Here is a 12,720-nt window from a genome sequence, read left to right on the forward strand (position 1 = left end):
GGGTATTAGTCGTGTGCGGTGCTTCGGTGTGTAGGCTGATTAGGTGTACTCACGCCACGGGCAGACGATCCGAGGGCATCTCGGCCTGCAAAGAGATGGTGCACAGGCAAACAGCGCAGGTGCCGAATGTATTGGCCGTTATGCCTTATCATTCGGAGATTGCCTGGCGATAACGGGAAGCCGTCCAAATATGAAATCCGCCGCCCACAGGTTCGGTTGTTACACCCTCGAAATGCGGACTGAGCAGGTCGATCTCAGATTTCAGACACAGGCCACGTATCCGCCCACCCTTGTATTTGCGCATGTCGCGTGTAAGCGAGTCCACGCTGCGCAGATAGATATGCTGCCCCGGTCCGGCCTTGGGCGCATGAACGTGCACCGCGCCACGGGGGAAGTTCCGATTTTCGAGCCTGCAGAAGATTGCCGTCTCACCAGATTCAAAGCTGTCGTTTAATTGCCCAAGGATCTCGGCGATAGGCATGCCGTAGTCCCGCGACTTCGATTGCGCCAGAACCTCGACCGGTCGCAGCGGACCGCCCAGTGCAACAACAACCAGAACCGCTGCAATGCATCCGATCACAGGGCGTTGGCAGATGTAGAAGATCAACCACGCCGCGCCGACGCACAACAAAGGCAAAATCGTGAGTGTATAGCGGTCATAAACGCTGTCTTGGGCAAGGATCATGATCAAAACAAACAGGACCGCGATCGAGGACATGGCGAAATAGGCCGATGTCCTGTAGATGAACGGAATCATCAGTAGACCTGCCAGACCAGCCAGCCGTATCACGGGCTCGTCATACAGGATCAGCGTGTCGAAACCGGAGATGGTTCTAGACACGAACTCCAGGTTTTCGGGGATGAAGCGGTTGATCATCTCACCCTCGATCGACCCGCTGAGCCTATCCTGCCCCCAATATTTTGCATGCTGGAAAATCTGCCAGATGAACCCAAGGAAAAATGCAGCTAGAACCGAGTACTGAAAACGTCGATTCCGGGCGATGTCTCGCAGTTTGTCCCCATGGAACCGCGAGGTCAGCGCCACACCAATCAGAGCGATCAGCAGAAACCCCAACGGTGTCGGACCCTTCTGCAAACCGGCCAGTAAAACAGTAATCGGGAAAGTCGGCCAATAGCGTGGGTACTTGAGCGACAAGAACAACGACAATACACCAAGCGTTACAAAAAAAACCGCACCCGCATCCAGCATCGCCGAGGTTGAATATTGCCAGAATTGATCGGATGTGGACAACAGCAACACCGAGATCGGCATCAGCCAAACCTGACGCGGAAACATAACATAGGAGAGCGCTGAGGTGGCTATCATCGCTCCGGCTGCAAAGATCAGAGAGGGTATGCGCAGCGCGATCAGATCGGTCAGACCTGCCTGGATCAGGCCCGCGGACATCCAATATTGCAGGGGCGGCTTTTCGAGTGAGGGTTTGCCAAGGCTGTAAACTGTAAACCAGTCCTGAAACGCCGCAAAACCCAGGGTTCGGTCATGGGTATAAAACTCGTCATAGCGCCACAGATCCCCGCCGCCGAGGTTCTGCGCGTGCCAGTATGCCGCGGTGATGACGATGCAGATACAGGCCAGCACCGCATAGCCAAACCCGTTTTGAAATTTACTGCTCTTGAGCTCAATCTGCGTCATTTTTTTTAAAATCAATGTTACTTTTGGGATTCACGGGTCTCTGCGCCAGTTCAGCACAACCCATGGGATTGATGATACGAAAAACCCAGAACCAGTTCGATGGTTAGGTGGCCGGAATATAAAAAACGCCCCCGATCCGGTCAGGGGCGTTCTTATTCCACAAAGAAATCGCGCTCAGCCGCGTTCTTCGATGATCTCTACCAGATGCGGGATCTTGTTGACCATGCCGCGGACCGAAGGAGTGTCCTCCAGCTCACGGGTTTTGTGCATCTTGTTCAGGCCCAAGCCGATCAGGGTTGCGCGCTGTTCGGCGGGGCGGCGGATCGGGGAGCCGATCTGCTTGACGACGATGGTTTTTGCCATGGGTCGCTCTCCTTATGCTTCTGCTTCAGCAGCAGCTGGTGCTTCTTCCCGCTTGGGCAGGATGTCAGCAACCTTTTTGCCACGACGTGCGGCAACCGAACGCGGGCTCTGCTCTTTCTGCAGGCCGTTGATGGTGGCGCGGATCATGTTGTACGGGTTCTGCGAGCCCAGCGACTTGGACACAACGTCCTTAACGCCCAGCATTTCGAACACAGCACGCATCGGACCACCGGCGATGATACCAGTACCTTCAGGTGCGGTACGCATAACCACTTTACCAGCGCCGTGACGACCTTCAATGTCGTGGTGCAGGGTACGACCTTCGCGCAGTTGCACGCGGATCATCTGACGCTTGGCTTGTTCAGTCGCCTTACGGATAGCTTCAGGTACTTCTTTCGCTTTACCTTTGCCAAAGCCGACGCGGCCTTTCTGATCGCCGACAACCACCAGAGCGGCGAAGCCAAAGCGCTTACCACCTTTTACGGTTTTCGACACGCGGTTGATTGCGACCAGACGATCTGCAAATTCCGGTGCTTCTTCACGGTCGCGGCCACGGCCCCGACGGTTTTCACGTTCTGCCATTTGGCATCCCTTTTCTCATGTGGCGCTTACGGCGCCGTTTTTCTTCAATCCAAGTGAGCCCCGACTGTCGCCGAGGCCCCCGGATCATCGGGGCGGATCGAAACCCGCCCGCAGGTCTTAGATCTTCAGACCACCTTCACGCGCGGCGTCGGCAACTGCCTTCACCTTGCCGTGGAACAGGAAGCCACCACGATCGAAATAGGCCTCTTCGACGCCTGCCTTCTTGGCACGCTCGGCGATGGCCGCGCCCACTTTGGTGGCCGCTTCGACGTTGTTCTTGCCAACAACACCCAGATCTTTTTCCAGAGTCGAGGCCGACGCCAGGGTCACGCCACGTACGTCGTCGATCAGCTGAACAGAGATGTTCTTGTTCGAACGGTGTACGGACAAACGCGGGCGACCCGCGTTGACCTTGCGAAGTTTGTTCCGAACGCGCAGGCGGCGCTTCAGAAACAGGGTTCTTTTGCTGTTTGCCATTGTTTGCGTCCTTACTTCTTCTTGCCTTCCTTGCGGAAGATGAACTCGCCCTTGTAGCGGATGCCCTTGCCTTTGTACGGCTCGGGACGGCGCCATTCGCGGATTTTGGCCGCGACTTCGCCCACCTGCTGCTGGTCGATACCTTCCACAACGATCTCGGTCTGCTTCGGTGCGGTGATGGTGACACCTTCCGGAGCAGTGAAATCAACATCGTGGCTGTAACCCAGGTTCAGCTTCAGGGTGTTGCCCTGCATCTGAGCACGGTAACCAACACCCTGGATCTCCAGCTCTTTTTTGAAGCCGTTTGTCACGCCTTCAACAAGATTGGCAACCATAGTGCGGCTCATGCCCCACTGCTGGCGCGCGCGCTTGGACATCCCACGAGGGTTGATCTGCACAACGTTGTCTTCGACCGACAGCGTTACGTCATCGGTTGCGGTGAAGCTACGGGTGCCTTTCGGACCTTTCACTTCGATGGTCTGACCCGACACAGAGGCGGAAACGCCGCTGGGCAGCTCGACCGGTTTCTTACCAATACGAGACATTGACAGACCTCCTTAGAAGACGGTGCAGAGCACTTCGCCGCCAACATTGTTGGAGCGAGCGTTTGCGTCCGACATCACACCTTTCGGAGTGCTGACAATCGACACGCCCAGACCCTGACGGACCTGCGGGATGTCATTGACGCCCATGTATACGCGACGACCGGGTTTTGAGACCCGCTTCAGTTCGCGAATAACAGGGGTGCCTTCGTAGTATTTCAGGCTGATTTCGATGGCCGGATGACCGTTTTCACCGGTCGTCGCTTCGTAGCCACGAATGTAACCTTCGTCCGCCAGCACGTCCAGAACCCAACCGCGCAGCTTGGAAGCCGGGGTGGAAACGGTGGACTTGCCGCGCATTTGCGCGTTGCGGATACGGGTGAGCATATCGCCGATAGGATCATTCATATCTATGTCTCCCTTACCAGCTCGATTTCACCATGCCGGGGATCTGACCAGCAGAACCCAGCTCGCGCAGCGCGATACGGCTGACCTTCAGCTTACGGTAGTAAGCGTGAGGACGACCGGTCAGCTGACAACGGTTGTGCAGACGGGTTGCCGAGCTGTTGCGCGGCAGTTTCGCCAGTTTCAGACGCGCTTTGAAGCGCTCTTCCATCGGCTTGCTCTCGTCATTCGCGATTTCTTTCAGCTCGGCACGCTTTGCGGCATATTTGGCCACCAGGCGTTCGCGCTTCTTTTCGCGTTCGATCATTGCTTTCTTAGCCATGTCTCAATCCTCCCGGCGCTTACGCGTTGAACGGCATGTTGAACGCTTTCAACAATGCCTTTGCTTCAGCGTCGGTTTTCGCTGTGGTGGCAATTACGATATCCAGGCCCCAGACCTCGTCGACCTTGTCGAAGTCGATTTCCGGGAACACGATGTGCTCTTTCATGCCCATGGCAAAGTTGCCACGACCATCGAAAGACGGCTTAACACCGCGGAAGTCACGAACGCGAGGCATCGCGATGGTGATCAGACGATCCAGGAATTCGTACATCCGGTCGCCGCGCAGGGTCACTTTCGCACCCAGCGGCATGTCTTCACGGACGCGGAAACCCGCGATCGACTTCTTCGCCTTGGTTGCAACGGCCTTCTGGCCAGCAATCGCAGTCAGATCCTCGACAGCAGCTTTCGCTTTTTTCGAGTCTTTGACGGCCTCAGCACCACAACCGATGTTCAGAACGATTTTTTCCAGCTTGGGCAGCTGCATGTCGTTCTTATAGCCGAACTCTTCTTTCAGAGCGGCGCGGATGGTTTCGGCGTACTGAGCCTTCAGACGCGGGGTGTAGGTTGCGGTATCAAGCATCGATCACGTCCCCTGTGGTCTTGGCGAAGCGCACCTTCTTGTCGCCTTCCATGCGGAAGCCAACGCGGGTTGCTTTGCCGTTTTTGTCCAGCAGTGCCAGGTTCGACAGCTCGATCGGGTTTGCCTGAGGCAGGCGACCACCTTGCGAGGTTTGCGACTGACGGGTGTGGCGGATGGCGATGTTGATGCCATCGACAACAGCTTTACCGGCTTTCGGGTCAACCGAGGTGATAGTCCCCTCTTTGCCCTTGTCCTTGCCGGCCAGCACGACGACCTTGTCGCCTTTGCGGAGTTTAGCAGCCATGATTACAGCACCTCCGGAGCCAGCGAGATGATTTTCATGAAGTTCTTGCCGCGCAGTTCGCGAACAACGGGGCCAAAGATACGGGTACCGACTGGCTCGTTGTTGTTGTTCAGGATGACGGCGGCGTTGCGATCGAAACGGATCGCGGTGCCGTCTTCGCGACGAACTTCTTTGGCGGTGCGTACGACGACGGCCTTACGGACGTCACCTTTCTTTACGCGGCCGCGTGGGATGGCTTCCTTCACCGAGACGACAATGATGTCGCCGACGGAGGCGTATTTACGCTTGGAACCACCCAGGACCTTGATGCACTGAACTCGGCGTGCGCCGGAGTTGTCAGCGACATCCAGATTGGTCTGCATCTGGATCATGTGGTTTCTCCCGACCTGTGGGGGCTGGTCTTGTTAAATCCCCCAGGGTTTCGACAAATGGAAAAATCCCGGAAGCTTACGCTTCCAGAACTTCCCAACGTTTCGTCTTCGATTTCGGTGCGCATTCGATGATGCGGACAGAGTCACCGACCTTGAAGGCGTTCTTTTCATCGTGAGCCCGGTATTTCTTGGACTTACGGATGGTTTTCTTCAGAACCGGGTGGGTAAAGCGGCGCTCTACCTGAACGGTTACGGTCTGTTCGTTGGCGTCGCTGGTCACGGTGCCTTGCAGGATACGCTTGGGCATCTGATTACTCCTCGGATGCCGCAGCAGCGGCCTTTTCGTTCAGAATGGTTTTGACGCGGGCAGCGTTGCGGCGGGCCGCTTTGATACCAGCAGTGTTTTCCAGCTGACCGGTTGCCTGTTGAAAGCGCAGGTTAAAGCTTTCTTTCTTCAGGTTGGCCAGTTCCTCGCGGAGCTGGTCCGGGGTCTTGTCACGCAGTTCTTGGGCGTTCATCGCCTTTTTCCTTTGCTCAAAACACCAGAAGGCCCCGTATACGGGTCACCTTTGACCTGGTGGATGAATGATAGACATACGAATCGCCCGACTAGGCCGGGAGATCGCAAGATGCCGCTCTATAGGGGGTTAGGGAGTGGGTGGCAAGAGGAAGTTTAGAAGCCAATCAGAAATCAGTCTGCGCGCAAATTTCCACTACGCCGAACACGCATTTAACGCAGTCCAAGAAACAAAGAACGTAGCAACAAATATCAGGACCCAAATTGCACCTTTGAATCTGGGCAAATAATGCAAATTTGATCGTCACAGAACTGCAAGCAGGCTTTCTTTCAGCTCCCAACCAGAGCGACGCTGGGTCAAAAGGTAAAGGACGAAAAAGCCACCCCAAAACACCGGAGTGCCAGCATTCACAGCCTCTTTAAGACAGCTGTTAGTCCCACTTGTAGTTAAAGCTAACACTGATCCGCTCTTCCTCGGCCATGTTCATCGGCACCTCGTGGCGCAGCCAGCTTTCCCATAGCAGAACGTCGCCCACCTGAGGTTTCATGTAAATGAACGGCTGCAGATCTCGCCGCCCACCTTTCAACCGTGTCGGTGCGGCCATCATACGGCCAGAACGCGGATCTTCGAGCTTCAACGCACTCGCCCCTTCGGGCATCGCCACATAAGTCGTGCCCGAGATCACGCTGTGCGGGTGCAAGTGGCTGGAATGCATGCCGCCTTCGGGCAGGATGTTGATCCAGAGGTCCTCCAGCTTCAGCTCACCCTCCCCCAGATCAAACTCCAGATCTTTGGCAAAGGCCGCGACGTGCTGGTCCAGCGCCGTGACAAGGTCGGCGAAGATCGGGAACCGCCATGGCAGATCGGTCAGAGAGGCATAGCTGGTGTAGCCGGGATAGCCGTTTTCCTCGCACCATTCCTGCCCGGCCTCATCATCCTCGGCGATGACAAGGCAAGAGCTTTCCAGTTCCTCCGGGTCGATCTTGGGATCGAACTCGGACAAAGCGGCGCGGTATAGACGGGTAACGAAGAGCGATTCAATCTGTGCCATGGGCCGGGAATACCCCAGCCCTTTCGGCAAGACCAGACGCTTAGCTTTTGATGGGCCCTTTGCCACAGCGCGGGATCGGGCGACCGCCATCGGCATAGGCGAGGCACAGCACGATCTCATCCGGTTTCGGCGCGTCTGGAACGTTTAGAGTCATCGTGTCGAAATGATCGAACGACCACGGATTGTCCTTGTGCCCCAGCGGCAGATCAATCGCGCAACCCGGCGCGCCCAGCTTGGCGTTCGAGGGGATCACCGCCTCACCACCGCCGACCGCCGCGCGCATGGGAGTGCCGAGCTTGGGGTGGATCACCGCCCCGCCCTGCTCGAGGTCGCCGTTCATGCCGATGATCGCTGCCTTGCCATATGACACCGGCGCACCGTCCAGTTGCGAGAGCGCATCAGCCGCAAGGTCAGGGCCCAGAAGGACTCCGATCTCAAACAGCTCGGAAAGATCATCCGAGAAGCGTCCGGCCAGAGGGTTCTGTATCACCGCTAACGCGGCAACTCGACTGATCGGCTCACATGGCTGGCCCAGCTGGTCGGTGGTTATGACTTCTTTGACGAACATCTTTTTGCGTAGCTGCACCATATGCCCCCTCATTCCTATTGGGCAGCCTATGGGCCTCACGGGTTGAGGTCGACTTTTTTCGCGACCTGCATCATCAAAAGCGGTGGAGCCAAAAGAAAACCCCCGCCGGTGTCCCGACGGGGGTCGATCTTGTGACGAGCGGAGTTGCCCCCGGATCGCTTACCAGTCTTCGCGGATCACGACGCGGGTCTTGATCGGCAGCTTCATCGCGGCCAGGCGCAGGGCCTCGCGGGCGATGTCGTCATTGACGCCGTCGATCTCGAACATCACGCGACCAGGCTTGACTTTGCAGGCCCAGCGGTCGACCGAACCTTTACCTTTACCCATACGAACTTCGATCGGCTTGGCCGTGACCGGAGTGTCGGGGAAGATGCGGATCCAAACGCGGCCCTGACGCTTCATGTGACGCGTCATGGCACGACGGGCAGCTTCGATCTGGCGTGCGGTTACACGCTCAGGCTCAAGAGCTTTCAGGCCGTAGGTGCCAAAGTTCAGATCAGAGCCGCCTTTGGCGAGACCCTTGATCCGGCCTTTGTGCATCTTGCGGAATTTAGTACGCTTTGGTTGAAGCATATCTTTCCCTCCTTAGCGACGACCGCCACCAGCACCACGAGGTGCAGGGCCGTCCTGGAGTTCCTGTGCTTTACGGTCACGTGCCTGTGGATCGTGCTCCATGATCTCACCTTTGAAGATCCAGACCTTGATCCCGATGATCCCGTAGGGAGTCATCGCTTCGGCATGTGCGTAATCGATGTCGGCACGCAGGGTGTGCAGAGGCACGCGGCCTTCGCGATACCACTCGGTCCGTGCGATTTCAGCGCCGCCCAGACGACCAGCGACGTTCACCCGGATACCCAGGGCGCCCATGCGCATGGCGTTCTGAACCGACCGCTTCATCGCGCGGCGGAACGAGACGCGGCGCTCCAGCTGCTGAGCGATGGACTCGGCAACCAGCTGCGCGTCAAGCTCGGGCTTGCGCACTTCGACGATGTTCAGGTGCAGTTCGCTGTCGGTCATCAGTGCGATTTTCTTACGCAGAACTTCAATGTCCGCGCCTTTCTTGCCGATGATGACACCCGGACGTGCGGTGTGGATCGTAACGCGGCACTTTTTGTGCGGACGTTCGATGATCACACGGGCAACACCGGCCTGCTTGCACTCTTTGTTGATGAACTCACGGATTTTCAGATCTTCCAGCAGAAGATCACCGTAGTCCTTGGTATCTGCGTACCAACGGCTGTCCCAGGTGCGGTTGACCTGCAGGCGCATGCCGATCGGATTGACTTTATGACCCATTAGGCTTGCTCCTCAACTTGACGCACCTTGATGGTGATCTCCGAGAACGGCTTCAGGATTTTCCCGAAACGGCCACGGGCACGCGGGCGACCGCGCTTCATGACCAAATTCTTGCCAACCCAGGCTTCGGCGACGATCAGCTCGTCGACATCCAGGTTGTGGTTGTTCTCGGCGTTGGCGATTGCAGACTGCAGGCACTTCTTGACGTCCTGCGCGACACGCTTGTTCGAGAAAGTCAGATCGGTCAGAGCCTTCTCAACTTTCTTGCCGCGGATCATCTGCGCAACCAGGTTCAGTTTCTGCGGGCTGGTACGGAGCATTCGCGTTTTCGCCATTGCTTCGTTTTCGGCCACGCGGCGGGGGTTCTTTTCCTTGCCCATGACTTACTTCCGCTTCGCTTTTTTGTCTGCGGCGTGACCGTAATAGGTACGAGTCGGCGAATACTCACCGAACTTCTGACCGATCATGTCTTCCGAGACGTTGACGGGGATATGCTTATGGCCGTTGTACACACCAAAGGTCAGACCCACGAACTGAGGCAGAATGGTGGAACGACGCGACCAAATCTTGATGACTTCGTTGCGGCCCGACTCGCGCGCTGCTTCGGCTTTTTTCAGCACGTAAGCATCGACGAAAGGACCCTTCCAAACAGAGCGAGACATGAATTAACGTCCCTTCTTCTTGGCGTGCCGCGAGCGGATGATCAGCTTTTGGGACGCTTTGTTCTTGTTGCGGGTACGCTTACCCTTGGTGTCCTTACCCCACGGAGTAACCGGCGTACGGCCACCCGAGGTACGACCTTCACCACCACCGTGCGGGTGATCGATCGGGTTCATTGCAACACCACGAACCGACGGACGAACGCCCTTGTGGCGCATACGACCGGCTTTACCGAGGTTCTGGTTCGAGTTGTCGGGGTTGGACACGGCACCGACGGTGGCCATGCATTCCTGACGGACCATGCGAAGCTCGCCCGAGCTCAGACGGATCTGAGCGTAGCCGCCATCGCGACCAACGAACTGAGCGTAAGTACCGGCCGCACGTGCGATCTGACCGCCTTTACCAGGCTTCATCTCGATGTTGTGGACGATGGTACCGATCGGCATGCCCGAGAACGGCATTGCGTTGCCCGGCTTGATGTCGGCCTTGGCGGATGCCACGACTTTGTCACCAACAGCCAGACGCTGCGGAGCCAGGATATATGCCTGCTCGCCGTCTTCGTATTTTACCAGTGCGATGAATGCGGTCCGGTTCGGGTCATATTCGATCCGCTCGACGGTTGCCGCGACATCAAATTTGTTCCGTTTGAAGTCAACGATCCGGTAGAGACGCTTTGCGCCACCGCCGCGGCGGCGTGAAGTGATCCGTCCGGTGTTGTTCCGGCCGCCCGATTTGGTCAAACCCTCAGTGAGAGACTTGACCGGACGTCCTTTCCAAAGCTCCGAACGGTCGATCAGCACCAGCCCGCGCTGGCCCGGCGTCGTCGGCTTGTACGACTTGAGTGCCATGCTTTCTGTCTTCCGTTTAGCAAGTGCAGGGGGTTTCCCTGCTATGTGATAGGCCCCCGTAGGTGCCAAGGGTATAGGGCCCCGAAGGTCCCCGGTTACAAATATCAGAGGCCCCGGAACGAATCCGAGGCCGTAAGATTTGGAGCATCTAACAGGGTTGGGGGTGGGTGTCTATAGGAATCGAAAAGTTCATTGCTACGCCTGTCACACTGCGCATCCTGCTGTCAGATCGCGGGTTGGGCACCTTAAATTAGGTCACGTTCCACCAACTTTGCGCTTGGTATTTTTTGATACGGAACTTTCCAAACCATCGGTGGAATTTCAATTTTTTGAAAGCTGACATACGCAATGGGGACAAAAGCCAAGAACACCAAGAACGATATTCCCGTTGTCGTCACAGGGTCGGTCAGCTCAACCAAGTTTTTGTCAATATACTTTGCAACATCAAAGACAAAGAAGGCGTGAAGCAGATAGATCGAGTAGGAACATGCTCCGACCTTGGCAAAAAGCCCGGACACCCCGACGCTCCGGGGCTTAAACGACCCGTCATACCATGCAATCAGGAAAGCGAATGCGGCGCCGACGATTGCGGGATAGAAAATCCATATTGGATTTTGCGTCGGGTATCCTTCATTTTTGTAGAACCCGCCAAAGGCATCAAATTGAAAATTGAAGTATAGAAACGCGGATGCAATCGCTACGGCAAGCATATGTTTGCCGCGCATCCAGTCTCTGAAATGAAAGGCGAATATCCCAAAAACAAACTGATCAATACCGCCAACTATCGTCCAATAGGCGAGTGACTGCACCTCACCCATCTCTTTCCAATAAAGGTAACGTCCCAAAACGGAAGCTAACACTACTAGCAGAATGAGTTGTGGCCGAATTGATGAAATGAAGAGAAGCAGGGGGAGGATCAGATAAAAATGCAGTTCAACTGCTATTGACCACCCTCCATTCGGCCAAACAGGCAATACGAAGCCTTGCAACAAAGTCGCGAAAAAAGGTTGCATGGATTGACCGCTTAGCCAACGGATTGCGCCTTCGAACGCGAATACACAGAAAAGAAGCGGAAAAAGCCGGATAATACGGTTCCAAAAAAATGCCGAAAACACAATAGTTCGACCGTCCAGCAGCTTTGCAAACAGGTACCCGCTGAGACACATAAACAGTGCAACTCCGACGTGACCTTCGGTAAATAGCGAAAACGGCACCACTGTTGGGGGCATCAGATGCCCGCCATTGACATGTGAAAAATGCCAGGAAAAAACCATGAACGCCGCGAAAGCGCGCACATGATCCAATCCGACGTAGTACTCACCGGTAGAAGACTTCACAGCTCTGCCACAAGTTCTTAGCCTTTTTTCTTATCGATCAACCTTCAGTTTTTGAAACTGGTTTGAGCCCTCTATTAACATCCAAGAGAGGCATTTTTGTGTCGCTGTCTTTCGAGTATAAGGTGCCGCCGATCACCCCAAGGACCGCCTGCGGCACAGCGGCTCAGACTCCACCGCGATCCTCTGCTTGAGTTTGATATGCCCCAATACCTCGCGAAAGGCGCGGTGTTTGGGTGTGCCTTCCAGATAATCCGCCAGTTTGAGCAGGTTGATCGGGTGCTTCGCAATCAACGCCTCGATCCGCTGCACAGCCTTGTCCAGCTCAAGATGATCCACGTACTGACAGGCCACCTGCGTGGGCGTTAGTAGGCAGTAATCCTGCGGGCGTTTCTCGGTGTAGCGCGCGATGTCGAAAGGCGACGCGCCGAGAGCGTGGAATTTGGGGATGTGCACGCGCATATCGGCCTCGGCGAGCTCCAACACCGTGCCAGAGGTCTGACGAAATCCAAGCGGCCCAAGCTTTCCGATCACATGCTTGCGCATCGCCGGCGAGATCATGTCCACATCCGCCCGGTCGTATTTCAGGTCATCGAACACCGATAACAGCCCAAACCGTTCATCAGCGATCTGAAAATACGGCTCGGCGCTGAATGCCCGAATCTGTTCCAGCACCTGCACACGCACAGTCGCAGGGTCAGAAACGAAGTCGGCCCCGGCGGGTTGAACCTCCGAGGCCGTGAATAGTTGCAGCAAGCGCCGGATCAAAGGCCTGTCCTCACGTCGATTGAGTTACCCTCTTCCACAGTAACTATGCTGAATCG

21 protein-coding genes are annotated in these 12,720 nt (G+C 56.1%); all 21 read right to left on the reverse strand.

Going from position 1 to position 12,720, the window contains the following annotated elements; genetic code table 11:
• Positions 1-148: 148 nt before the first annotated feature.
• The 21 genes from ACR0KN_RS06935 to ACR0KN_RS07035 all read right to left on the reverse strand — a co-directional run bounded on the left by ACR0KN_RS06935 (position 149) and on the right by ACR0KN_RS07035 (position 12,664).
• Positions 149-1,654, reverse strand: a complete 1,506-nt coding sequence (locus tag ACR0KN_RS06935) for an ArnT family glycosyltransferase (RefSeq protein ID WP_480652381.1) — start codon at positions 1,652-1,654, stop codon at positions 149-151.
• Between the two features lie 174 nt (positions 1,655-1,828).
• The gene (gene rpmD, locus ACR0KN_RS06940; protein ID WP_008757946.1) at positions 1,829-2,017 is read right to left on the reverse strand and encodes a 50S ribosomal protein L30; all 189 of its coding nucleotides are present in this window, start codon (positions 2,015-2,017) and stop codon (positions 1,829-1,831) included.
• Between the two features lie 12 nt (positions 2,018-2,029).
• Positions 2,030-2,599, reverse strand: coding sequence for a 30S ribosomal protein S5 (gene rpsE, locus ACR0KN_RS06945; protein WP_010437107.1), 570 nt, complete (start codon positions 2,597-2,599; stop codon positions 2,030-2,032).
• Positions 2,600-2,716: 117 nt separating this feature from the next.
• Positions 2,717-3,076, reverse strand: coding sequence for a 50S ribosomal protein L18 (gene rplR, locus ACR0KN_RS06950; protein ID WP_010437103.1), 360 nt, complete (start codon positions 3,074-3,076; stop codon positions 2,717-2,719).
• Positions 3,077-3,087: 11 nt separating this feature from the next.
• Positions 3,088-3,621 carry a 50S ribosomal protein L6 gene (rplF, locus tag ACR0KN_RS06955; RefSeq protein WP_010437101.1) on the reverse strand — a complete coding sequence of 178 codons (534 nt, stop codon included), beginning with the start codon at positions 3,619-3,621 and terminating at the stop codon, positions 3,088-3,090.
• A 12-nt stretch (positions 3,622-3,633) separates the two neighbouring features.
• Entirely contained in the window at positions 3,634-4,026 is a 393-nt protein-coding gene (gene rpsH / locus ACR0KN_RS06960; RefSeq protein WP_010437099.1) for a 30S ribosomal protein S8, read from the reverse strand.
• 13 nt (positions 4,027-4,039) lie between these two features.
• The gene (gene rpsN / locus ACR0KN_RS06965) at positions 4,040-4,345 is read right to left on the reverse strand and encodes a 30S ribosomal protein S14 (RefSeq protein ID WP_010437098.1); all 306 of its coding nucleotides are present in this window, start codon (positions 4,343-4,345) and stop codon (positions 4,040-4,042) included.
• Positions 4,346-4,364: 19 nt separating this feature from the next.
• On the reverse strand, positions 4,365-4,925 hold the full coding sequence (gene rplE, locus ACR0KN_RS06970) for a 50S ribosomal protein L5 (protein WP_170544316.1): 561 nt from the start codon (positions 4,923-4,925) through the stop codon (positions 4,365-4,367).
• Entirely contained in the window at positions 4,918-5,229 is a 312-nt protein-coding gene (gene rplX, locus ACR0KN_RS06975; RefSeq protein ID WP_010437096.1) for a 50S ribosomal protein L24, read from the reverse strand. The genes rplE and rplX overlap by 8 nt, the downstream gene beginning before the upstream one ends.
• Before the next feature lie 2 nt (positions 5,230-5,231).
• Complete coding sequence (gene rplN / locus ACR0KN_RS06980) at positions 5,232-5,600, reverse strand: 50S ribosomal protein L14 (protein WP_008757934.1); 369 nt, start codon at positions 5,598-5,600, stop codon at positions 5,232-5,234.
• Positions 5,601-5,676: 76 nt separating this feature from the next.
• Entirely contained in the window at positions 5,677-5,907 is a 231-nt protein-coding gene (rpsQ, locus tag ACR0KN_RS06985; RefSeq protein ID WP_170775925.1) for a 30S ribosomal protein S17, read from the reverse strand.
• Between the two features lie 4 nt (positions 5,908-5,911).
• Positions 5,912-6,118: a 50S ribosomal protein L29 gene (gene rpmC, locus ACR0KN_RS06990; protein WP_010437082.1), complete on the reverse strand. Its 207-nt coding sequence runs from the start codon at positions 6,116-6,118 to the stop codon at positions 5,912-5,914.
• A 430-nt stretch (positions 6,119-6,548) separates the two neighbouring features.
• The gene (locus tag ACR0KN_RS06995) at positions 6,549-7,169 is read right to left on the reverse strand and encodes a 2OG-Fe(II) oxygenase family protein (protein WP_480652384.1); all 621 of its coding nucleotides are present in this window, start codon (positions 7,167-7,169) and stop codon (positions 6,549-6,551) included.
• 40 nt (positions 7,170-7,209) lie between these two features.
• Entirely contained in the window at positions 7,210-7,758 is a 549-nt protein-coding gene (locus tag ACR0KN_RS07000; RefSeq protein ID WP_480652386.1) for an amino acid synthesis family protein, read from the reverse strand.
• 159 nt (positions 7,759-7,917) lie between these two features.
• The gene (gene rplP, locus ACR0KN_RS07005) at positions 7,918-8,331 is read right to left on the reverse strand and encodes a 50S ribosomal protein L16 (RefSeq protein WP_010437070.1); all 414 of its coding nucleotides are present in this window, start codon (positions 8,329-8,331) and stop codon (positions 7,918-7,920) included.
• 12 nt (positions 8,332-8,343) lie between these two features.
• Positions 8,344-9,054, reverse strand: coding sequence for a 30S ribosomal protein S3 (gene rpsC, locus ACR0KN_RS07010; RefSeq protein WP_010437060.1), 711 nt, complete (start codon positions 9,052-9,054; stop codon positions 8,344-8,346).
• Complete coding sequence (gene rplV / locus ACR0KN_RS07015) at positions 9,054-9,434, reverse strand: 50S ribosomal protein L22 (RefSeq protein ID WP_008756532.1); 381 nt, start codon at positions 9,432-9,434, stop codon at positions 9,054-9,056. Before rplV ends, rpsC begins: the two co-directional genes overlap by 1 nt.
• 3 nt (positions 9,435-9,437) lie before the next feature.
• Positions 9,438-9,716, reverse strand: a complete 279-nt coding sequence (rpsS, locus tag ACR0KN_RS07020; RefSeq protein ID WP_010437056.1) for a 30S ribosomal protein S19 — start codon at positions 9,714-9,716, stop codon at positions 9,438-9,440.
• A gap of 3 nt (positions 9,717-9,719) precedes the next feature.
• Positions 9,720-10,562, reverse strand: coding sequence for a 50S ribosomal protein L2 (gene rplB, locus ACR0KN_RS07025; RefSeq protein ID WP_008757664.1), 843 nt, complete (start codon positions 10,560-10,562; stop codon positions 9,720-9,722).
• 245 nt (positions 10,563-10,807) lie between these two features.
• Positions 10,808-11,899: an acyltransferase family protein gene (locus tag ACR0KN_RS07030; protein WP_480652389.1), complete on the reverse strand. Its 1,092-nt coding sequence runs from the start codon at positions 11,897-11,899 to the stop codon at positions 10,808-10,810.
• A gap of 132 nt (positions 11,900-12,031) precedes the next feature.
• Positions 12,032-12,664, reverse strand: coding sequence for a hypothetical protein (locus ACR0KN_RS07035; RefSeq protein WP_480652391.1), 633 nt, complete (start codon positions 12,662-12,664; stop codon positions 12,032-12,034).
• Positions 12,665-12,720 lie beyond the last annotated feature (56 nt).

It is taken from the genome of Ruegeria sp. AP7 (assembly GCF_056539905.1).